The sequence below is a fragment of the Vibrio sp. CCUG 15886 genome (assembly GCF_028570825.1).
GTDB classification, from domain to species: domain Bacteria; phylum Pseudomonadota; class Gammaproteobacteria; order Enterobacterales; family Vibrionaceae; genus Vibrio; species Vibrio vulnificus_B.
In genome coordinates this window covers 112,720-134,787 of record NZ_JAQQBT010000004.1, presented here as the reverse complement: position 1 = coordinate 134,787, position 22,068 = coordinate 112,720, and the positions used below count along the sequence as shown (strand labels likewise).

General features: G+C 45.0%; 17 protein-coding genes. 9 read left to right on the top strand and 8 right to left on the bottom strand.

What is annotated here, in order from left to right; genetic code table 11:
• Positions 1-93 precede the first annotated feature (93 nt).
• The 7 genes from PQQ36_RS10640 to fabV all read left to right on the top strand — a co-directional run bounded on the left by PQQ36_RS10640 (position 94) and on the right by fabV (position 10,598).
• Positions 94-765, top strand: a complete 672-nt coding sequence (locus tag PQQ36_RS10640) for an ABC transporter ATP-binding protein (protein WP_013571971.1) — start codon at positions 94-96, stop codon at positions 763-765.
• The gene (locus PQQ36_RS10635) at positions 746-3,199 is read left to right on the top strand and encodes an ABC transporter permease (protein WP_011150085.1); all 2,454 of its coding nucleotides are present in this window, start codon (positions 746-748) and stop codon (positions 3,197-3,199) included. The genes PQQ36_RS10640 and PQQ36_RS10635 overlap by 20 nt, the downstream gene beginning before the upstream one ends.
• A complete protein-coding gene (locus PQQ36_RS10630) occupies positions 3,200-4,324 on the top strand; it encodes a lipocalin-like domain-containing protein (protein WP_011150086.1) in 1,125 nt (374 codons plus the stop codon). It begins immediately after the preceding gene.
• A 275-nt stretch (positions 4,325-4,599) separates the two neighbouring features.
• The gene (nhaA, locus tag PQQ36_RS10625) at positions 4,600-5,769 is read left to right on the top strand and encodes a Na+/H+ antiporter NhaA (protein WP_011080661.1); all 1,170 of its coding nucleotides are present in this window, start codon (positions 4,600-4,602) and stop codon (positions 5,767-5,769) included.
• Positions 5,770-6,239: 470 nt separating this feature from the next.
• On the top strand, positions 6,240-6,866 hold the full coding sequence (locus PQQ36_RS10620; RefSeq protein WP_045597830.1) for a TetR/AcrR family transcriptional regulator: 627 nt from the start codon (positions 6,240-6,242) through the stop codon (positions 6,864-6,866).
• Positions 6,867-6,928: 62 nt separating this feature from the next.
• Entirely contained in the window at positions 6,929-9,214 is a 2,286-nt protein-coding gene (locus PQQ36_RS10615; RefSeq protein WP_273661166.1) for an acyl-CoA dehydrogenase, read from the top strand.
• A gap of 181 nt (positions 9,215-9,395) precedes the next feature.
• Positions 9,396-10,598, top strand: coding sequence for an enoyl-ACP reductase FabV (gene fabV / locus PQQ36_RS10610; protein ID WP_011080658.1), 1,203 nt, complete (start codon positions 9,396-9,398; stop codon positions 10,596-10,598).
• Positions 10,599-10,712: 114 nt separating this feature from the next.
• On the opposite strand, the gene PQQ36_RS10605 is transcribed toward fabV, so the two are convergent.
• Both PQQ36_RS10605 and PQQ36_RS10600 read right to left on the bottom strand, forming a co-directional pair.
• Positions 10,713-12,395 carry an aspartate:alanine antiporter gene (locus PQQ36_RS10605; protein ID WP_011080657.1) on the bottom strand — a complete coding sequence of 561 codons (1,683 nt, stop codon included), beginning with the start codon at positions 12,393-12,395 and terminating at the stop codon, positions 10,713-10,715.
• 170 nt (positions 12,396-12,565) lie between these two features.
• Complete coding sequence (locus PQQ36_RS10600) at positions 12,566-12,829, bottom strand: GrxA family glutaredoxin (protein ID WP_011080656.1); 264 nt, start codon at positions 12,827-12,829, stop codon at positions 12,566-12,568.
• Positions 12,830-13,103: 274 nt separating this feature from the next.
• Here PQQ36_RS10600 and PQQ36_RS10595 point away from each other — a divergent pair, with 274 nt between their 5' ends.
• On the top strand, positions 13,104-14,351 hold the full coding sequence (locus PQQ36_RS10595) for an iron-containing alcohol dehydrogenase (protein ID WP_273661165.1): 1,248 nt from the start codon (positions 13,104-13,106) through the stop codon (positions 14,349-14,351).
• Between the two features lie 63 nt (positions 14,352-14,414).
• Here PQQ36_RS10595 and PQQ36_RS10590 read toward each other — a convergent pair whose 3' ends face one another.
• The 5 genes from PQQ36_RS10590 to PQQ36_RS10570 all read right to left on the bottom strand — a co-directional run bounded on the left by PQQ36_RS10590 (position 14,415) and on the right by PQQ36_RS10570 (position 20,243).
• A complete protein-coding gene (locus tag PQQ36_RS10590) occupies positions 14,415-15,269 on the bottom strand; it encodes a MurR/RpiR family transcriptional regulator (RefSeq protein WP_011080654.1) in 855 nt (284 codons plus the stop codon).
• Positions 15,270-15,579: 310 nt separating this feature from the next.
• Positions 15,580-17,241, bottom strand: coding sequence for a pyridoxal-dependent aspartate 1-decarboxylase PanP (gene panP, locus PQQ36_RS10585; RefSeq protein ID WP_047109125.1), 1,662 nt, complete (start codon positions 17,239-17,241; stop codon positions 15,580-15,582).
• A gap of 115 nt (positions 17,242-17,356) precedes the next feature.
• Complete coding sequence (locus PQQ36_RS10580; protein ID WP_273661160.1) at positions 17,357-17,869, bottom strand: hypothetical protein; 513 nt, start codon at positions 17,867-17,869, stop codon at positions 17,357-17,359.
• 197 nt (positions 17,870-18,066) lie between these two features.
• Entirely contained in the window at positions 18,067-18,972 is a 906-nt protein-coding gene (locus tag PQQ36_RS10575) for a lysine exporter LysO family protein (protein ID WP_273661159.1), read from the bottom strand.
• Between the two features lie 350 nt (positions 18,973-19,322).
• Positions 19,323-20,243, bottom strand: coding sequence for an HDOD domain-containing protein (locus PQQ36_RS10570; protein ID WP_011150094.1), 921 nt, complete (start codon positions 20,241-20,243; stop codon positions 19,323-19,325).
• Positions 20,244-20,602: 359 nt separating this feature from the next.
• Here PQQ36_RS10570 and PQQ36_RS10565 point away from each other — a divergent pair, with 359 nt between their 5' ends.
• The gene (locus PQQ36_RS10565) at positions 20,603-21,190 is read left to right on the top strand and encodes a TfoX/Sxy family DNA transformation protein (protein WP_011080649.1); all 588 of its coding nucleotides are present in this window, start codon (positions 20,603-20,605) and stop codon (positions 21,188-21,190) included.
• A gap of 326 nt (positions 21,191-21,516) precedes the next feature.
• On the opposite strand, the gene PQQ36_RS10560 is transcribed toward PQQ36_RS10565, so the two are convergent.
• On the bottom strand, positions 21,517-22,065 hold the full coding sequence (locus tag PQQ36_RS10560) for a hypothetical protein (protein WP_011080648.1): 549 nt from the start codon (positions 22,063-22,065) through the stop codon (positions 21,517-21,519).
• Between the last annotated feature and the right edge of the window lie 3 nt (positions 22,066-22,068).

Sequence of the window (22,068 nt, the reverse complement as noted above, 5' to 3'; positions counted from 1 at the left end):
TAGCGTGATGTAGGGCTCAAAATACTTCCGGTTATCAGGTTTTTAGTGTAGATTCTGGTTCCAATTTCTCAAAGCAACAAAGTGATTAGATCAATGCTACAACTTTCAGACCTATGTAAAGGCTATGTGGATGGAGGCGAGTTTCATCCCGTACTACAAGGTGCTGAATTGTCCCTAAAGCAAGGGGAACAACTTGCTTTGATGGGGGAAAGTGGCTCTGGTAAAAGCACTTTGTTGAACTTGATTTCCGGCCTCGACATTGTTGATTCTGGCGAAATCATGTTTCCGGGATTTGCTATGAACGATGCCCCAGAGCATCTGCGAACTGCCTACCGTCGAAATAATATTGGCCATATCTTCCAGCAATTCAACCTGTTACCTACACTCAATATTGCCGACAATATTCGTTTTTGCCGCCAATTAAAGGGCCTTCCTGATGATAAGGGGTTGTGGCGTCAAATTTTATCGGCTTTGGATCTCATGCCGCTTCTTGGGCGTTATCCGGAAGAAGTGTCTGGGGGACAACAGCAGAGAGCGGCCATTGCTCGTGCGTTGTATATGGAACCCAAATTGCTGTTGGCGGATGAGCCCACAGGCAGCCTTGATGAACGCAATGCCGAAGCAGTTATGCGCTTACTCACCTCGCTTACCCGTCAGCTAGACTGCACCTTATTGTTGGTAACACACAGTGAAAAAGTGGCCAAACACATGGAAGGGATGATTCGCCTGCAAGGGGGGCAACTGCATGTTATGGCCCGTAGTTAAGGCACTACTCGGTCACTACAGACGTTACCCGCTACAAATATTATTGGTGTGGCTTGGCCTCACGTTAGGCGTGTCTTTATTGGTTGGTGTCACAGCCATCAATCACCATGCGCAAGAAAGCTATCAAAACGGCGAGAAACTCTTCAATAACCCTCTGCCATATCGCATTCGCCCAAAACACAGCGCCAATAAGATTCCCCAAGGTTTTTATATTCAATTACGCCGAGCAGGTTTTCAGCAATGTACGCCATTTGATATGCACCATATCAAAACGGCAGATGGTATGGGGTTGATGTTGATTGGTATGGATCCGGTTGCCATGCTGCAGTTGGAGAAAGAGACCTCTTTAAATCGCGCCACCTCACTGGCGTTAATGAACCCGCCTTATCCCATTCTTATTAGCCAAGATCTTGCTGAGCACATGGCGTGGCAAGATGGCGACTTTATTGCTTTAGAAGATGGCAGCCAACTGGGGCCTTTACGTGTTGACCGTGAACAACGCTTAAATGGCAGCCGTATGGTCGCTGACATTTCATTGTTACGCATGCTAAAGCGCAGCTCAGGTTTATCGGTGATCGCTTGTGCAGAAATGCCGCCAGAGAAGCTAGAACACCTTAAACGTTATTTGCCCAATGGTTTGACGCTGGTTCGAAACAGCCAAGATGAACTGGAATCATTGACCAAAGCATTTCACCTTAATCTGACTGCAATGGGGATGCTTTCTTTCCTCGTTGGCTTATTTATTTTCTATCAAGCGATGTCGTTATCGCTTATCCAGCGTCAACCGCTTGTTGGTATTATGCGACAAACGGGTGTGACTGGCATGCAGCTAGCCAAAGCTTTATTACTCGAGCTGACCATTTTGGTTTTGGTTGCTTGGGCTTGTGGCAATGTTTTAGGGTTGTTTTTGGCAAATGAATTGATCCCTGCTGTGTCTGCTAGTTTAGGGGATTTGTACGATGCCAACGTAGGCTTGTCGATTGGCTGGAGTTGGGAGTCGAGCTTATACAGTTTGCTTCTGGCGGTACTTGGCGCATTGATATCGTGCTTGTGGCCGCTCATTCGCTTGTTGAAATCTCAGCCCATTCGTCTGTCCGCTAAGTTATCGTTGGTGCGTTTTGCAGGCAAAGAGTTCGCTTGGCAAGCTCTCGCGGCTTGTGGTTTCGCCGTAGCGGCGATTGCCGTTTATCAAGCACCGAAGACGCCAGAATCGGGCTTTACAATCATTGCATTGATGTTGATGAGTGTGGCGCTGTTCATGCCTTTTTTAATGTGGAAGGTATTTAACAGCTTCTCTTATACTTTGCGCTGGGTGAATTTACGTTGGTTTTTCGCCGATATGGCTGCCAGTATGAGTTATCGTGGCGTTGCCATGATGGCGTTTATGTTGGCGTTGGCGGCCAACATTGGTGTTGAAACCATGGTCGGCAGTTTTAGAGACACCACCGATAAGTGGTTAACCCAGCGTTTAGCTGCGGATCTTTACATTTATCCAACCAACAATTCTGCGGCGAGATTGAGTAACTGGCTTGAAGCCCAACCGGAAGTGGATGAAGTTTGGTGGCGTTGGGAGAAAGAACTGGCGGATGAGCGTGATATCGTTCAAGTGGTCAGTACTGGCCCAAGCGACGGCGAGTTGGAAGCACTAACCGTAAAATTGGGTGTGCCTAATTATTGGTATCATTTACATCACAGTAAAAGCGTCATGATCAGTGAATCGATGGCGTTAAAACTCGATATCCGACCCGGCGATTATCTCGATCTTGCAGCGCCATTAGGTGGAGGCTGGCTGGTCGTTGGGGTGTATTACGATTACGGCAATCCTTACAATCAAGTGTTGCTGTCTCACCGCAACTGGCTGTATGCGTTTGCAGGCTCTGGCAACGTGGGCTTAGGCGTGTTGCTTAAAGACAACGTCAATGGAGAGGGCCTCAAGCATCGCTTGGAAAACATCTTTAGACTGACGTCTGAACGAGTGTTTGATAACAACAACATTTATAGTCAAGCGATGCGAGTCTTTGATCATACCTTCGCTATTGCCGATACCTTAGGAAATATCACGCTGGTGATCGCCGTTTTTGGCCTTTTCTTCGCGACGTTAGCAGGAGAGATGAGCCGTCAAAAGAATATTTCTATTTTGAGATGTCTGGGTGTTTCGGGTAAAGAACTCATTATTCTTGGTGGTTTACAGTTATTTGTGTTCGGCGTGATTTCCGCCCTTATCGCGGTTCCACTCGGTATGGCGCTTGCCACGTTGGTGGTGGATATAGTGATTAAGCAGTCGTTTGGTTGGTCTTTGCAATTGCAAATCGATGTGATTGAGTACGGAGAGACCATTCTTTGGGCGATGATCGCGATTATGCTTGCTGGCGCATTACCCGTTATCCGTTTGGTTAAGAACACGCCAATGAAATCATTAAGGGATTCATTCTAGATGAAGTGGTTAGCTGGAAAATCCAATAATCTTGCATTAATGCTCACTTTTCTTTTAGCGGCTATGGTGACAGCTGCGATGGGCTTTTATTGGTCTCAATCCGCTACCAATGAGGCGCAAGAATATCGACTGAACAACTCTTTGGGCATACAGGACAAAACGATCTTTGAGCCTGTATTACCCAATAAAAAAGTCTCGTTGCCGGAAGATTTCAAATTTCATGAGCAATACCAGCATGAATGGTGGCACTATTTTGCAACGCTGCAAGACGAATTTGGTCAATTCTACACCGTCCAGTTTAGTTTGTTCCGCATCGCGACTGATGAAAGAGAAGTCAGTGGTTGGCAAAACCCTCAGCTTTATCTCGCTAACGTTGTTTTAACGGGAAAAGAAAAGATCTGGCGGGAGCAACGCGTGGCCAGAGGTGGGATAGGCCAAGCGGGGTCAACCAATAAACCCTTTCGTATGTGGATCGATAACTGGACATGGCGTTCGTTGGGTACAACGCCGTTTCCAGGAAGCCTAACAATAGCAACCGATGATTTTTCGCTGGAACTGGCGACGAGGACGGGTGGCCCATTTGTTCTCAATGGTGATAAAGGCTATCAAGTTAAACACGATCTCGAGTCGGTTGCGTCATTCAGCATTAGCGCTCCCTTTCTCGATGTAAAAGGCAGTATGTTCTTAGAAGGGCGTCGTATTGAAGTAACGGGCAATGCGTGGCTACAAAAAGAGTGGGGCAGCAACCTTTTCGAAGAAGGGCAGCAAGGGTGGGATTGGTTCACCTTCAACCTTGACAACGACAAGGCACTTAGCATCAGCCGTTACCGTCATCAAAGTCGAGTTCCTTATATTTTTGGTACGCTATCAACGTCGTCTGGCAAAGTCATACCGTTAACGGAAAAGGATGTGACGGTTTATCCGATCCTCTATACAACGCTGTCAGACGGAAAGCGCATTCCATTGCAATGGGCGATTGAAATTCCAAGTCAAGACATCTACGTGCAAACGAAAGCGGTACAGCAAGAGATGTGGTTACCCTTTTTGATTCCCTATTGGGAAGGGCCAATAAATGTGGCAGGTAGCAAGTCTGGAAGAGGCTTTATGCAATTAACGGGTTATTAAAACAATGGGCTCCTCATGGAGCCCATTGTTTTATCTGTTACGATTTATGAATAGTCAATCGCTTTACTAACATCCGGTTAACGAATTGGCTATAATCTTTTCAATGGCTTGAATGTCGATGAACTGAGAATGTGGTTGGCTGAGGTAATTGCTTACATCGGAAATACCGAAGTGAAATATCCAAACAAGCGATTATTCCTACAAAATGGTTATATATACACTGCTTACATTCTTCAAAGTTCGTTGATTACGATTATAAATAAAAGGGTGAAATCATGAACGATGTCATTCGTGACTTTTTCAAAATGGAATCTGCTGGTGGCATTTTGCTTGTGATCGCTGCCGCGATCGCAATGGTGATTGCAAACTCGCCTCTCAATGAAAGTTACCAAGCAGTTTTGCATACTTATGTATTTGGCATGTCAGTATCTCACTGGATCAATGATGGCCTAATGGCAATTTTCTTCTTGCTGATCGGCTTGGAAGTCAAGCGTGAATTATTAGAAGGTGCATTGAAATCGCGTGAAACTGCGATCTTCCCAGCGATTGCCGCAGTGGGTGGTATGTTGGCGCCAGCGCTTATCTATGTTGCTTTCAATGGAAACGATCCGGAAGCGATTAAAGGTTGGGCAATTCCAGCAGCGACCGATATTGCATTTGCTTTGGGTATCATGGCGCTGCTAGGTAAGCGCGTTCCTGTCAGTCTTAAAGTGTTCCTTTTGGCATTAGCGATCATCGATGACTTGGGCGTCGTTGTGATTATTGCGCTCTTCTACAGTGGCGATTTGTCGACACTTGCGTTGACGGTTGGATTCGCGATGACGGGTGTCTTGTTCATGCTAAACGCTAAGAATGTGACTAAGTTAATTTGGTATATCGTTGTCGGCTTTATCTTGTGGGTTGCGGTACTGAAATCCGGAGTCCATGCAACCTTGGCAGGTGTGGTGATTGGTTTCTCTATCCCATTACAGGGTAAAAAAGGTGAGCACTCTCCGTTGAAACACATGGAACATGCGCTTCACCCATATGTTGCCTTTGCTATCTTACCTGTCTTTGCCTTTGCTAACGCTGGTATCTCGCTTGAAGGGGTGTCTCTTTCTGGCTTGACTTCGATGTTGCCGCTGGGTATCGCGCTAGGACTGTTGGTTGGTAAACCACTGGGTATCTTTACGTTTAGCTGGGCTGCGGTGAAGTTTGGTGTGGCTAAATTGCCTGAAGGTGTGAACTTCAAACATATCTTTGCAGTGTCAGTGCTCTGTGGTATCGGTTTCACCATGTCGATCTTTATTTCATCGCTGGCTTTCGGTGGTGCAAATCCAGACTTCGATACTTATTCACGACTAGGTATCTTAATGGGATCAACGACAGCGGCAGTGCTTGGTTATTTCTTACTGCATGTATCGCTGCCAAAGACAGCGGCGGAAAGTGAGAAAGCAATCAGCTAAACGTCAGACTGCTAAACCATAGATTGATGCAATAAACTCAAAAGCCTCTGCAACTATCGCAGAGGCTTTTTGGTTTCTATTGGCTGTCTTAACTATTTGCCGTCTTAAATTGAGACTGAAGAGAGAGTGACAAACAAAAAAAAGCCCAGTACCAATAGGGTCTGGGCAGATACAAACATAGGAGTTAATAAGATAAAGCAGCAACGTAACAGAAAGTAAGAAACAAGTTTGACGGCCAGTAGAACTTTAAATTGCCCTTTTTGTTACATCTATTCAGACCCTGCCTTTTTTAAACAGTTCCCCATTTTTTTTTAAATTTTTTCTCCAGCAATTTTTAACAGAAAAACAGCCAGATAGAGTGAAGTCCTTGAATCTGGTCGGACCAATGTTGAAAAGTGTGATGTTAATTGCTTGTTAATTTATGGTGTCAAACGTATATTTCAAACAGTTGTTTGATACGGGTGATTAAAATGGCTCCAAGAAGCAGTACAAAAGAAAAAATCCTTGATGTAGCCGAAGGTTTATTTGCGGAATACGGTTTTAATGACACGTCATTGCGCACCATAACGGGTAAAGCAGGCGTTAATCTTGCGTCCGTGAATTACCATTTTGGCGATAAGAAAACCTTAGTTCGTGCAGTACTCAACCGTTACTTGGAGGCTCTGATGCCTGCGGTAAAGCAATCCCTGTCGCAGCTCAACAGTCAAGAGAGCTATACGATGGATGAAGTGTTTGAGTCGCTTCGATTGCCGCTAAGAGAGCTCAATGATGTCAGGCCCAATGGTACCAGCCTTTTTATGCTTCTCATTGGTCGAGGCTATACCGACGTGCAGGGCCATCTCAGATGGTTTATCACGACACGTTATGCCGAAGTGCTGGAGCTTTTTATCGCCTCCATCCTAAAAGCCAACCCAGCGTTGACGGAAGAAAAACTATTCTGGCGTTTGCACTTCACTTTAGGCACGTGTGTTTTCACCATGGCTTCTAGCCAAGCGTTAGTGGAAATTGCAGACAGTAAATTTAATCAACAGACCGACGTGAAATCTGTCGTTGATCTATTGATTCCCTATCTCTCAGCCGGCATGTCCGCTGAGTAGCTATTATTAAAATACAAACAAGGACCAACAGGTTCCACCAAGTGAACAAAAGGATCTGAACTATGTGCTCTCTAAGAAAAAAATGGGTCAGCGACCCAGCATTTAAAATGTTCAAAAAAGTACTTCCTCCTTTGTCTGAAACAGAGAAGGAAGCAATGGAAGCGGGAAGTGTTTGGTGGGACGCGGAGCTGTTTTCTGGGAAGCCAGATTTCTCCAAACTGCATCACTATCCAAAACCGACCTTGTCGGCTGAAGAGCAAGCTTTCATTGATAACGAGCTAGAAACACTGCTTGCAATGCTCGATGATCATAAGATTGTGAAAGAAGATCGTGATTTACCGAAAGAGGTGTGGGAATACCTGCGTAAAGAGCGTTTTTTCTCACTGATCATTTCGAAGAAATATGGTGGCCGTCAGTTTTCCGCACTGGCGAACTCAACCATAGTAACCAAAATTGCGACACGGAGTATCAGTACCGCCGTGACGGTTATGGTACCGAACTCATTAGGCCCTGGTGAGCTCCTTTCTCACTACGGTACACAGGCACAAAAAGATTACTGGTTACCTCGTCTTGCCGATGGTACAGACATTCCTTGTTTTGCATTGACGGGTCCAGAAGCTGGCTCGGATGCTGGCGGTATTCCCGATCAAGGTGTGGTCTGCTATGGCATGCATGAAGGCAAAGAAGTTCTTGGTATTCGTTTGAGTTGGAACAAGCGTTACATCACTCTCGCCCCTGTCGCAACCGTACTTGGTCTCGCATTTAAACTTCAAGACCCTGATCATCTGTTAGGTGATAAAACCGATGTTGGCATCACTTGTGCCTTGATTCCAGCCGATCATGAAGGTGTGGTGATTGGTGAGCGTCATGATCCTCTTGGTCTGGCGTTTATGAACGGCCCAACTCGTGGCCACGATGTGTTCATCCCGATGGACTGGCTGATTGGTGGTGCGGATTATGCTGGTAAAGGCTGGCGCATGCTAGTGGAGTGTTTATCGGCTGGGCGTGGTATTTCACTGCCTGCGCTTGGCACGGCCATTGGTCATTTGACCACGCGCACAACGGGGGCATACGCCTATGTGCGCAAACAATTTGGCATGTCGATCGGTAAATTTGAAGGTGTTGCAGAAGCGATGGGACGAATTGGCGGTTTGACCTACTTATTGGAAGCCACTCGTACTTTGACCACAACATCGCTCGATCTGAAGGAAAAACCTGGCATTGTAACCGCTATTGCTAAGTATCACATGACGGAGATGGCGAGAACGATTCTTGATGACTCGATGGATATTCACTCTGGCCGTGCGATTCAAGATGGTCCGATGAACTACCTAGCGACCCATTATCTTGGTATCCCCGTAGCGATTACGGTTGAAGGTGCCAATATTCTCACTCGTAACCTAATGATTTTTGGCCAAGGTGCAACGCGATGCCATCCTTACGTTTTGAAAGAAATGGAAGCAGCAGCGAACCCAGATGCCAAAGAAGGTGCGAAACAATTCGACGATTTGCTGTTTAAGCACATTAAACATGCCACGTTCAATACTCTCGGTGCCTTAGGTGCAGCGCTCACCGGCTCACGCTTTGTAAAAGCACACATGAGCGGCCCAACGCAACGTTACTACAAAGACATGACTCGTCTGAGTCGCGCCTTGGCGGTCAGTGCCGATTTCGCCATGTTAACACTAGGCGGTGAACTGAAACGTAAAGAGATGATTTCTGCGCGTTTGGGTGATGGCCTTAGCTATCTCTACATGGCTTCAGCGGCATTGAAAAAATATGAAGACGAAGGTCGCCAACAAGCGGATCTCAACTTCGTCCATTACGCAGTACAGCACTGTTTGCATCACGCAGCGAAGTCGTTGAACGAAGCCTATGCTAACTTCCCAGTGAAATATGTCGGTGGCGTGCTCAAAGGGCTACTATTCCCACTTGGCAATCACTTTGCTAAACCAAGCGATGAACTCTGTGTGGACATTGCGGAAGCGATGATGACCCCTGGCGTGCAGCGCGACCGACTGACCAATCTCTGCTATATCGGCAAAGAGAAAGAGGACAGTGTTGGTTTAATGGAACAAGCGTTTCTTGCTATGTATGACATCAAACCGCTGGAGCGTAAGCTGATGAAAGCGGCAAAAGATGGCAAAGTGGCTCGTAAAGGCTTGCTGGCTGAGCGTCTGCAACAAGCGCTAGACGCCGATGTGCTAACGCAAAGTGAAGTGGATAAAATCTTGGCCGCCGATAAACTGCGTTACCAAGCAATCCAAGTGGATCACTTCAGCTTTGACTTCTCAAAGACGCTTACCAATGCGCCTGAGAAAAAAAAGAAGTTAACTAGCGCGGCGTAGCGCCATCGCAGTGAAGAGACGAACCAAGCACCTCAAATGAGGTGCTTTTTCGTATGGTTAGCAATAGAAATCGGTGCATAGAGCTCCAACCACTTGCATTTTCAGCGCATTTTTACAGAAATTAGATGCGAATAGGCGACGAACCTTTTATCCTTACACAGTTTTTTAAAGGAAGTTGAATATGATCATCAAACCTAAAATTCGTGGATTTATCTGTACTACAACGCACCCAGTGGGTTGTGAAGCTAATGTAAAAGAACAAATTGCTTACACCAAAGCACAAGGCCCTATCAAAAACGCACCAAAACGCGTACTTGTTGTGGGTGCATCCAGTGGCTACGGCTTATCTTCTCGTATTGCAGCTGCTTTCGGTGGTGGTGCGGCCACTATCGGTGTTTTCTTCGAAAAAGAAGGCTCAGAGAAGAAACCAGGCACCGCAGGTTTTTACAATGCCGCCGCATTTGAGAAACTGGCTCGTGAAGAAGGTTTGTACGCAAAAAGCTTAAACGGCGATGCGTTTTCTAACGAAGCAAAACAAAAAACAATCGACCTAATCAAAGAAGATTTGGGTCAAGTGGATATGGTTGTTTACTCTTTGGCTTCGCCTGTTCGTAAGTTACCAGAAACGGGCGAGCTTATTCGTTCAGCGCTAAAACCTATTGGCCAAACTTACACCTCAACGGCGGTTGATACCAACAAAGACATCATTATTGAAGCCAGTGTGGAACCTGCAACTGAGCAGGAAATCCAAGACACGGTAACGGTTATGGGTGGTGAAGATTGGGAACTTTGGATTAATGCGCTAGCAGAAGCTGGTGTGTTGGCAGACGGTTGCAAAACCGTTGCTTACAGCTACATCGGTACTGAATTAACCTGGCCTATCTACTGGGATGGTGCGCTGGGTAAAGCGAAAATGGATCTCGATCGCGCAGCGTCTGCACTGAACGATAAACTCTCTGCCACTGGCGGTAGTGCAAATGTTGCTGTGCTTAAGTCTGTTGTGACTCAAGCAAGTTCAGCGATTCCAGTGATGCCTCTGTATATCGCGATGGTCTTCAAAAAGATGCGTGAAGAAGGCGTTCACGAAGGTTGTATGGAACAGATCTACCGCATGTTTAGCCAGCGTCTGTATAAAGAAGATGGCAGTGCGGCAGAAGTGGACGAGAAAAACCGTCTTCGCCTCGACGATTGGGAATTGCGCGATGATATTCAAGAGCATTGCCGTAACCTATGGCCACAAATCACCACTGAGAATCTAAAAGAGCTGACTGACTACGTTGAGTACAAAGAAGAGTTCTTGAAGCTATTTGGTTTCGGCATTGATGGCGTAGATTACGAAGCAGACGTTAACCCAGACGTTGCAACGGATTTTATTGCTATCTAGTTTCTATACCGTAGCACAGCATCAAACTGGGTTGTGCTACCGTCAACGAAACAGACAAATAGAATGAAAAAGGCGCTTGTAAGCGCCTTTTTTGTATCCAAAGAGTGTGTTTGGTTAGCTGAGTATGATCAAAATGGTGCCTGCTAAGGTCATTAAGATATTGGCAATCGCGTAAGTGCCGGCATAACCTAATGCTGGAATCGTTGATTTGGCGTACTCGTTAACAATGTCCATTGCGGGTGCACATGTCCTCGCACCGATGATGGCGCCAAATAGCAGTGCTCGGTTCATTTTCAGCACATAAGCCCCAACCAAATAAGCAAAAAAGACCGGGACGACACTGACCAAAAACGCGATACCAATGATCTGCGGACCGACTTGTGTCAGGTGTTCAAACATTTTTCCACCTGCACTTAAACCGATGCCGACCATAAAGATCATCAGCCCTAGATCTTTGACCATGTTCAAAGCCCCTTGCGGTACATAACCAAACGTTGGGTGGTTTGCTCGCAAGAAACCTAGCGTGATACCTGAAAGCAGTAGACCGACAGCATTGCCCAAGCTAAAAGAAACTTGGCCAAATGTCATGGTAACCAAACCGAACATAATGCCTAAGATAAAGAAACTACAGAAAGCGAGTAGGTCCGCGATTTGGCTGTGAATCGAGATAAAGCCGATTCGCTCTGCAAGGCCATGCACACGGCTTTTTTCGCCACTGACCTGTAAAATATCACCTTTCGCAAGCACGATATCGAGATCCATCGGCATCTCAATTTGCGCGCGGATAACGCGGTTAAGGAAACAGCCATATTCCGATAGATTGAGATCGGATAATCGCTTGCCTGCGATCGCATCACTTTTTACAACGATTTCTTCTTCGACAATTCGAAGGTCGAGAAGGTTACGGTCAAAAACTTCCTTGCCGTTGCGGAAGCTTGGATCCAGACGTGCATGGCTGTCGGGAAAGCCTACCAGCGCAATTTCATCACCTTCTTGCAAAATAGCATCACCATCTGGGTGGGCGAGGATGCCATGGCGTCGAATTCGTTCGATATAACAGCCGGTTTGACGATAAATACCCAATTCGCGTAGGTTTTTACCGTCAGTCCAGTTGATCAGCTCTGGACCCACTCGGTAAGCTCGAATAATCGGTAGGTAAACCTTACGTTGTCCAGAGCCTCCCAAACCACGCTCTTGAGCAATTTGCTGCGCAGAATCAGAGAGGTTTTGCTTTTGCAGTCTTGGTAGCAATTTAGCGAACATAATCATGCTAATAAGACCGACAAGGTAAGCCATGGCGTAACCCACAGACAAGTTTTCTAAAACCAGTGAAAACTCCATGTTTCTCGGGATGGTTGCCAAACCTGAGTTGAGCGCATCTTGTGCACCTACCAAGACCGGAGTCGCCGTTAATGCGCCTGCCATCATCCCCGCAGAGAGACCAAAATCGAGGCCCATATAGTGGCTAGCAAAATAGGAGATAGACACCGCTGTCACCAACACCACCATACTCAGTGTGAAGTAGTGTTTTCCATCGCGGAAGAAAATACCAAAAAAGTTCGGGCCGGCCTCAATACCAACACAGTAAATGAACAGCATAAAGCCAATGGTGAGCGCTTCTGCATTAAACGAGAAGCCCAAGTGACCCATGATGAGTGAAGTAATTAAGACACCAATTGAATTTCCTAATTGCATGTTTGCAATACGGACTTTTCCAAAGGCAAGACCAATAGCCAATACAACAAAAATCAGCAGTATTGGATTTTGTTGAAGAAGAAGTACGACGTCTATGTTCACGTTGTCGCTCAAAAGTTTGGTTCAGGAACAGGGTTAAACTCGGATTGTAACGAAATATCAATAAAAGATAAGTGAAATTTTTTAAGTTCTGTAATTAGTTACGTTGTTTTGAACCAGCGACAACAAAAAGCAATAAAAAACCCGCTTAGAAGCGGGTTTCATAGATTCGATTAATCGAACAGGCCAAGATGCTCTTTTGCGTAAGCTTCGAAGTCATCACAACCACCGATGTGCTGTTGATCGATGAAGATTTGTGGAACCGTTTCAACGGGTTTGCCAACGGTTTTTTCTAGGTCAGCTTTAGAAATGCCTTCCGCTTGGATGTCTACGTAACGGTAGTTGAAATCGTCGCGCTTTGCTTTAAGAGTTTCTGCGTGTTCTTTAGCACGAACACAGTAAGGGCATGCCGGACGACCAAAAATAACTACGAACATGTTCTTTCTCCTTTATTTTGATACCGCAACTATGCCCGATCCGTAAGCGGAAATAAAGAGACAAATGCCTGTTGTTTCGATAGGAAAAAACTATTGAATAAGAGTTAAACAGTTTTTCCAATCTGCAGTGTGAGGCGGGCTATAAAGTCTTATAAAAATTAAGGTTATTGGCAACAAATTGCACTTGGTCAATTTTTTTACGTACAAAGATAGGCAAAGTGAAACGACACCTAAGATTTTACTCGTAGTTTCTAATATTAAGAGGCAATGCAGTATGTTCCAGTTTATGACCGCAACACGAATTATTTTTGGCGAAGGCGCGTTACAGTCCTCACTCTCTATCCTCAGTCAGTTTGGTTACAGTGCTTTATTGGTCACAGGAAAAGATCTTGCGAGGGCGATGTCCATTATTGGCTATTTCAAATCACAGAATATTCGTTATCAGCATGTCGCGATCAGTGGTGAACCTAATATTACTATGGTGGAGGAAACGGCCGTCATAGGTAGAAAGTTTAAGCCAGACATGGTTGTCGCTATTGGTGGGGGGAGTGTTATTGATATGGGTAAAGCGCTGGCTGCGATCATCCCCAATCAAGGCGATGTGTACGACTACGTCGAAGTTGTGGGCAGAAATGTGCCATTAAAAACACAACCTATACACTTTATCGCCATTCCGACGACGGCCAGCACTGGATCGGAAGTGACGCGAAATGCGGTATTAAAATCGGGACAGGATAAAGTGAAAGTGAGTCTGCGCAGTCCGGATATGCTTGCCGATGTGGCGATTGTCGACCCGACACTCACCTATGGTACTGATGCCTATACATCCGGCCGTGGCGCGATGGATGCCTTTACCCATTTAATGGAAGCCTATGTCTGTGGTGAGCCGAATCCGCTGACGGATATGATATGTGAAGAAGGGCTACGACGATTAAGTCACTCTATCATTCCGGGTTGCTTACAAGATGATTACAAAGCGCGCTCAGACTTGGCATTTTCCGCAATGCTCGGTGGAATGGCGATCACCAATGCTAAATTAGGTGCGGCTCATGGTTTAGCTTCAGCCCTTGGTGGAAAGCTGGATGCACCACACAGTGTGATCACTGCGCAGCTCGCGCCACATGTGATGAACGAAAATATTATGGCGGCGCGAGAAGCGGGCAGAGCCGACGTGCTCACTCGTTATAAGTCTTTGGCTCGATTGGTCACAAAAAATGGTGACGCTAGTGAGTTAGAAGGCGTGGAATGGGTTAAAGGTGTCTTGGATAAGTTGCAGCTTCCTGAGCTGAGTCAGTTTGGTGTCTGTTCGACATCGTTTGATGCGGTCGCGGAAGATGCCTTGCGCTCAGTTGCGATTAAAGGAAACCCTTTGCCACTGACTAAAGCGAGGTTGATCTATATATTGGAGCAAGTTTGTCAGTGCCGTTTGCGTTCTGAGCAAACCCAGCAAGAAGCCACTGGATGCGCACAGTTTATCGAGAGTGAAGACTACAATCTCGAAATGGGGAATGAGATAAAATAACGGAGCCGTCAGGCTCCGTGATTCGTATTGAGAGTATCGCTTTCAACCAGAATTGGCTTGCGATTAGAAATGCGTAAGTTTGTCGTATCGGCTGTCTTTCAACGCCTCTTTGACGCGCTTGAGATTTTCTCTAAAACCGGTTCCTCGGCGTAAAGTAAAGCCCGTCGCAAGTACATCGATAACGGTCATTTGAACCACACGGCTCGCCATTGGCATATACACGTCGGTATCTTCTGGTACGTCGAGAGAAATGGCTAATGAGGCCGCTTTTTCCAAAGGTGAATCTTTTGCTGTCACTGCAATAACGGTTGCGCCATTCTCTCGAGCAAGATTTGCGATCTCCACTAAGCTCTTAGTGCGGCCTGTATGTGAGATGAGAACAAATACGTCATTGTCACTGCAGTTAATGCAACTCATGCGTTGCATCACGACATCTTCAAAACAAGTAATCGGGATATTAAATCGAATAAACTTGTTTTGCGCGTCTTTCGCCACGGCAGAAGAGGCACCTAATCCAAAGAAAGAGATGCGTTTTGCTTGAGTTAGCAAATCCACAGCACGATTCACTTGCATAGGATCTAAGCTATTTTTGGCAACATCCAAGCACGCCATAGTCGATTCAAAAATCTTATGCGTGTAGGCGTCAGGGCCATCGTCTTCTTCGACGTTACGGTTTACATAAGGGGTACCATTCGCCAGACTCTGTGCTAAGTGCAGTTTAAAGTCAGGGAAACCTTTCGTATCCAAGCGACGGCAAAAACGGTTAACCGTAGGCTCACTGACATCGGCCATTTTGGCCAATGTAGCAATGCTAGAGTGAATAGCTGTTTGTGGAGACGCCATGATTACTTCGGCAACCTTGCGTTCAGATTTACTGAAATTCTCCAGATTTTTTTGAATTTTTTCTAATGTGTTCATAGTGTTCACGAGGGCATAGAGAACAACTCGCTGATTTTATCATTGGGCAACGACTGCTCTTGGGCAAAGTGCATACCCCAATTGATAAACGGCTATCAGCGCCATGAAATGAGTATAAACCTATTACTCAATGGGTCTAAACCAAATAGCCATACTATTTGGTGAGAATTTGACAAGCCTCAAACAAAATTTTGTTTAAACTACAAAACTGGATGTTCAAGCGCGTAATTGCTCTTAGTCTGGCACAATATTGACGTCGAAGTTACAGCAAAACGAAAGAAAATTTCATTTTGCTGTTACTTGTTTGGACTCAGCTCGACTGAGTGCTGGTTAGAATGCCATCTGCTAACTTGTTGATTTTTGCCAACAGATTTGGCGCTTGATGAACAATGATATTTCTTTGTTCTTCCAACACTGATGCAAGGATGTCAAAGCTGGTCAGTGGGTTTGCCAACACAACGCGGAAAACAATGGTGTTCATGCGAGACCACTGTGCGGGGTTAAGGCGTGTGCGCGATACAAATGAGCGACCAGTCTCACGTTGGCGTTTTTGAGTGAACTTGGTGAGTTCATTCAGTAGCTCGTTGAGCTCTAATTGCTGTTTTGCGTTGGCGGCAGCTAAGGCTTGTTTCACTCGAGCTGGGATATAGCGATAGGTGAGCAGACAAAGCTCAGGTTCGGAGATCAGCTCAAAATCATCCTGTTGTTTGATCAAATCAGCAAAGTATTTTGCTTTTTCAATACTTTGATTGATGAGCAGCTCGTAACCGGGGCGGCTGATGATATGCATGCTGGCATAAACCAACATTGCCATGCCTGAACGAGAACCTTCAAGTGTGTGACTACCCAAATCTTTAGAACCTTTCCGCAGAATATATTGAGCGTGATGCTCGATCGATTTCATTGCGTTAGGATCTTTGAATAGCACCATTCCTGCGCCCATTGGGATATACAGTTGCTTATGCGCGTCAATCGTCACAGAGTCGGCAAGTTCAACACCATCGAGTAGGGAGCGATACTTGTTTGACATTAATGTTGCGCCGCCCCAAGCCGCGTCAACATGGAAATGACAGCCATATTTTTGGCAAATTTTTGCCATTTCTGCCAATGGATCGACGCTACCCGTCTCCGTTGTCCCTGCTACACCGATGACGGCAAATGCTTTGATGTTTTGCGCTTGCAACTCTTTAATTTTCGCTTCGAGAGCATCGGGACAAACACGATTGTTTTCGTCGGTTTTGATGGCCACCAAGCCTGCTTGGCCAATACCTAGAACATCCGCGGCTTTTTTTAGCGAGTAATGACCACGCTCAGAAACCAACACCGCAAGCCCTTCGTAGCCATAGTGTTTCATAGCACGGAAAAGCCCTTCTTTCTCAACACCTTTAAAGTCGCCTTGCGCACGTAACGCATTGTTACGTGCTACCCAAAGGGCCGTGATGTTGGCGATGGTTCCACCTGAACAAAACGCACCTAAGGAGTGCTCTGCACTGTGCATCCAATGAGAGTAAAACGCTTCATCTTGCGAATAAATTAAGCGATGTAACATACCTAAAACCTGACGCTCGAGCGGCGTAAAGGCTTTCGATGTCTCGATTTTTACCAAGTTTTGGTTTAGCGCAATCATGATTTTTGATAGAGGCATCAAAAAGTATGGGAGCGCAGAAGTCATATGACCGATAAAACTGGGTGACGATGTATGCACAGAGTGCGATACCAAAGTATTGAGTAGGTGCTCAGTATGGTCTGAGACAAAGGACGGTCGCTCTGGGATCTGAGCAGAAGAAAAGTCTTTCTCGATTTCACGTAAAGGCTTTTCTTCTGCCACGATGTGTTCACCGAGGAATTTGTTTAAGTTTTGTGAGAGCTTTGCTTCGATTTGAGTCAGTGTTGAATCAGGACCCTCTGGGATAGTGAAGATCTTCAGTAGGCTATCAAAGCTGACATCAGCGGTTTTTTGTTCCATTGCCATATAACAAATCGATTTAATTATACTAGTCGTTCGAGCGAGACAATCTAAACCAAAACGGGAACAATGTCCCGTTTTAATTAACAAATCATCGTTTACTGAATAGAAAGGGAAAGGCTTATTGACACTTAACTTCGTCTACTTTTGCAATGGCTTTATTGTATCGCGACAAGGCGGTGTCGATCTGTTGAGGATGGCTCAATAGATCGGCGAAAGCAGAGCGAAGCTCATAGTTTTTCTCATGATTTGCTGCTTGACGATCATTAAACGTGCGTTGTGCAATTTCACCAAGCTCATCGCTACGACTCGCCAGCTGTTTAATATCACTTTGCTCAAGCTGAAGCCAACTTTCAATCGGTTTATCGATGGATACTCGGCTTGGGTCATGTTTGAGATAATACTGCACGGCAGCTCGGTTGAGTTCGAAATGATGTTTTCGACCTTCTAAAAACCAGTTGCTGACTTCGGTTAAATCTGGGTATTTGCTGCTAGTGAGCTCAGCAAGATCTGAATACCAGTTTAGTGATGCATCGATGTACGCATCGTATTTTTGGGCCAAACATTGGTCATTCTCTGCCAATGCAAAAGATGATGTCGACGCTAGCATTAGAGCAACAACGAAGCGTTTCATAGTGATTCCTTTTTTGAGCGATATCCTTCCTACGTGAAGCTGCAGTGGATCGGGTTACGTTCAATGACCCCAAAAACACAGTGACCTATGCGTATGGAAGCCCATTGGTTTACCGTCTACCTGCAAATCCCAGTAGTTTAGGTGTGTTATTATTTTTGCTCGCTAGTGTAGCGGAAATGAATCCACCATCATGCGATCTAGCTAGCAAGTGACACAAAGAATAGCATTAATACCGGCACTAATAGGCTCAGAATAAAGCCACTTACTATGGCTATGGGAACGCAACGTACTCCGCCAGTTGTTTGAATCACAGGCAAAGTAAAATCCATCGCAGTTGCGCCAGCGTAGCCAATTGCGGTGCAGGGGCGAGAACGAATTAATAAAGGGATGACCACCAGCGCTAACAATTCGCGCAGTAGTTCAATCATAAAGGATGCTCCGCCGAAGATAGGACCAAAGGCATCTCCCATCAAAATACCCGCCAGTGAGTACCAACCAAAGCCCGATGCCATGGCAAGCGCCTGATAAGTCGGAATATCGAGAATTTTACCTGCAATTAGGCCACCAATCATAGAGGTACTTATGATGACTAAAGCGATGACCATACCTTGTTTGTTCAGGAGAATCTGCCTTAGGGTGAGGCCACTGTTACGCAGTTGAATACCAATAAAGAAAAGTAAAACGAAAAGAATCCACTCACTGGCGGTGTCTACCCAATCTAAACTGATCGGCAACATGAGGCCAATAAGCAGGCCGCCACCGACAACAAAAATAAGTTTTAAGGACTCCATCGCCATGGCTGAAAGGGGGGGCTTTTTTTGTGAGGTATCTGTCTCAACGGGCAAAAGACGATCAACAAGAGGAAGCGCTGCTAAATTACACAAACCTAAGCAAAGGAAAAAAGTGCCAGTGTAAGTGAGGATGACCTGTAAATTGGCGCTTAGGTTGTCCAACGCAGCCAAACTTAATCCCATCAGGTATAAAATCACATAGATAAGATGTGATGTAATCTTATTGATCCTAGCCAATGTAGAAGGATTAGCGATTGGTATTAAATACCCCACCACAAGTGGGGCGAAGATAAACAGCATCCCTGACAGCATGCAGGCTCCCGAGTGAAATTAGTAGTGCGAAATGTTAGATATATACGTGGGACGTTGAGTCCATTCAACGGTGTAAAACTATCATGAAATTAATGTGAAGTAACCATCACATCTCAATAGAAAGCCTTAAATTTTAGAATGCTAAGTTGAGAGAGGACTCAGTGAGGTAAAATTTATTGAGCTGATGAATGAATGATTGGTTGTGGGTGATATTATTACGTGATTTCATCCCAGTTTTCGACGAAATAACTGGGATGAAGACTTTACCTTAAAGAGAGACACGTTACCGATTGAATAACATCAAAAGTGTTTTTTATAAAAGCTAATGCGATGTCATAAAAAGGGAGGTATTAAAAGCCACTTGAATTAAGTACTTGATTCACCATTTCCTGGAATTCATCTTCTGATAAATTACTCAATTCAAATAACACCTCAGCACCCACTAAATTAAATTCCACTTCGTGGTCATCAATTCGTTCATCTTGGTTTCTAAACATTAATAAGTGGTTTGCGATACGCGCAATATCGAGATAAGTCACTTCCTGACGCTGAGAGCGATAAGCTTGATTGGAAGATACTTCGACGAAGTCACTATCAAACTCCCAGTTTTCCAAGACTAATTTACTGGTCGCAGCACAACGAGTTTGGAATATTTGTAGCGCGATTTGTTGGTCAAGGTAGTTTCCTTTATCCAGATAGAGGTGGTATTCATTGACCAAGCAAAACAGACCAATATCTGCAAGTAGGCCAACCAACAAGGCTTTTTCTGGCTCTAAATAGTCATACTTTGCTGCCGCATGTTTTCTAAAGGCATTGACGACCATCACCATTACAGCGCCCAATTGGCGAGAAACGGCGGCGCTGTTAATCAGTACCGCATTGCACTCTTTGTTGAGATTGACAGAATGCTTCAACTGTTCGATGGCCTGAGCGGTGACAATGTCTCTGACTCTTAGAATGCCGAGTCGAGATACTGCTGTGGTCAAATCGGTACAGGTGATATTGCGGCGATTAAAAATGACTGAGTTTGCCACTCTAATGACAATGGCGGCTAGCCCGGGGTCTTCTAAAAGACATTCAGCGACATCGTTGATGCCAGTGGATTCTTGGGTGCAAAGTTGTTGAATTTTTAAGACAACATCAGGGATTGGAGGTAGAGTGACTTTACCAGTAGCAAGCGACTGCTCGACCAGTTGAGCGAACTCAGTTTCCAACGCTTGAATCAGTAAGTCCTTATTATTCGGCAACCAGAAAAAAGATAAGTGTTCCATAGATATTTTGAGCCAAAGTGCTTTCGTACAGTGTACTAGTAGCGAGTTGATCAGTGCAAGAAATTGCCATCATGACAATAGTTTAATTGCTGCTTTTTCGTCCGTAGTGCTTAATGCAACGAAAAGTACAACATGCGCTATTGTTTGATAATGTGAATTGGATCTCATCAATAATGGAGAGGAAACTTTATTTGTGATGCGAATCCCGACTTATTTTTTTTCATTAAGTATGATTCGGGTTGCTGATAAAAATTACTTATAAATAATTTAAATACCTTTCTCTATCATTTTCGCTTAATTATAAAATGCTGCTATCTGGTGACATAACTAATCGGGGTTAATCTTTGAATTAGGAGTCAATGGATATGACAGAACAAGCTTTTTTTGACTACATCAACCAATTTGGTGATTTTCAGAAACGTTCAATGTTCGGTGGTATCGGCCTGTTTGCGGAAGATGCCATGTTTGCATTGGTGAGTAATGGTTGCTACTACCTTCGTGGTGGAGACAGTTTGGATGATACTTTTTGCCAATTGGGCTGTGAGAAGTATCGTCATGTCAAAAAGCAAACCACTGCTACTGTAAATTACTACGAAGTATCTAATCTACTTGATAATCGAGATGGTCAGTTGGATCGTTTGGTAAAGCAGTCTATAGCGTGCTCTGTAAAGCAACGTAATTTCCAAAAATCATCTGCCAGCCGTCGTTTAAGAGATTTACCGAACATGCAATTAACACTTGAACGCATGGTGAAAAAAGCAGGGATTGATGACGTTGAAACCTTTATGGAATTAGGAGCGATTGAAGTCTTTAATCGAGTTAAGCAAGCTTACGGTAATGACGTTGATGTCAAATTGCTATGGAAATTTGCTGGCGCGGTAGAAGGTATTCATTGGAAATTACTTCAAGAGCCCCGTCGTAAACAACTGTTGGCTGCATGCTGCTAGTCATCATTTTGCTCTCGAACTAAACCGCTGAATGATAACGCTGAAATCAAATGGTGGTTTAAAGCGCATAGGTTTGGTTCGAAGTACGCTCATTCTTGTTGTGATACATCTTGAAAGCGGGAGAGAAATCTTCTTGTCTATAAATGACACGAAATAAAAAACCGAGACAATGCTGCCTCGGTTTTTTCATTTGTACTTGTTCTACTTAAAGCAGTGATAGTATCAGCTATCACTTTTACCGACCTGCTGCGTCAAATCGTTTACGTATATATCTACGTTAAAGGTTCAAGCCACTCGTTCTATGAGAGCTTGAACTTCATCGTTTTTTAGAATTTAAAACGCGTTGTAAACATCAATTGATCATCGTAGAAGTCATTGATACGCGCTTCAACACCCAGCGAGAAAAGCTCAGTTGAATGGAAGCGAGCGTACACAGAGCCAATCCAGTCATCGTCGTTATCAATGGAGACGTAACCAACTTTACCACCAACTTCAAGTTGAGGACCAAGCCATTGGCGGATACCCAAGTTAAGTTCCATACCGATATCAGCACTGCTTGCTTTTGCTGGCTCTACAACACGCATAAGCATTGCACCAGTTAGGTCTGCCCAGTTATTGATAGGTGAGTGGAAACCAAAACCTGCAGCAGCGTCGAAGTCACTTTCAAATTCGGAATCGATACGGGCAATAATGTGCGCATTTGGGTGAACAGACTTGCTGTAGGCTGCACCAAAAGTCATTGGGCTAGCGCCGATACGAGCTTCGATGTAGTCGTAACTAAAGTTGCTCATGGTTGCTGGACGGTTTGGGTCTTCCTTGGCCATCACTTGGCTAGAGGCAATCAGCAGAGCTGCAGCTAGAATTGTCTTACGCATAAC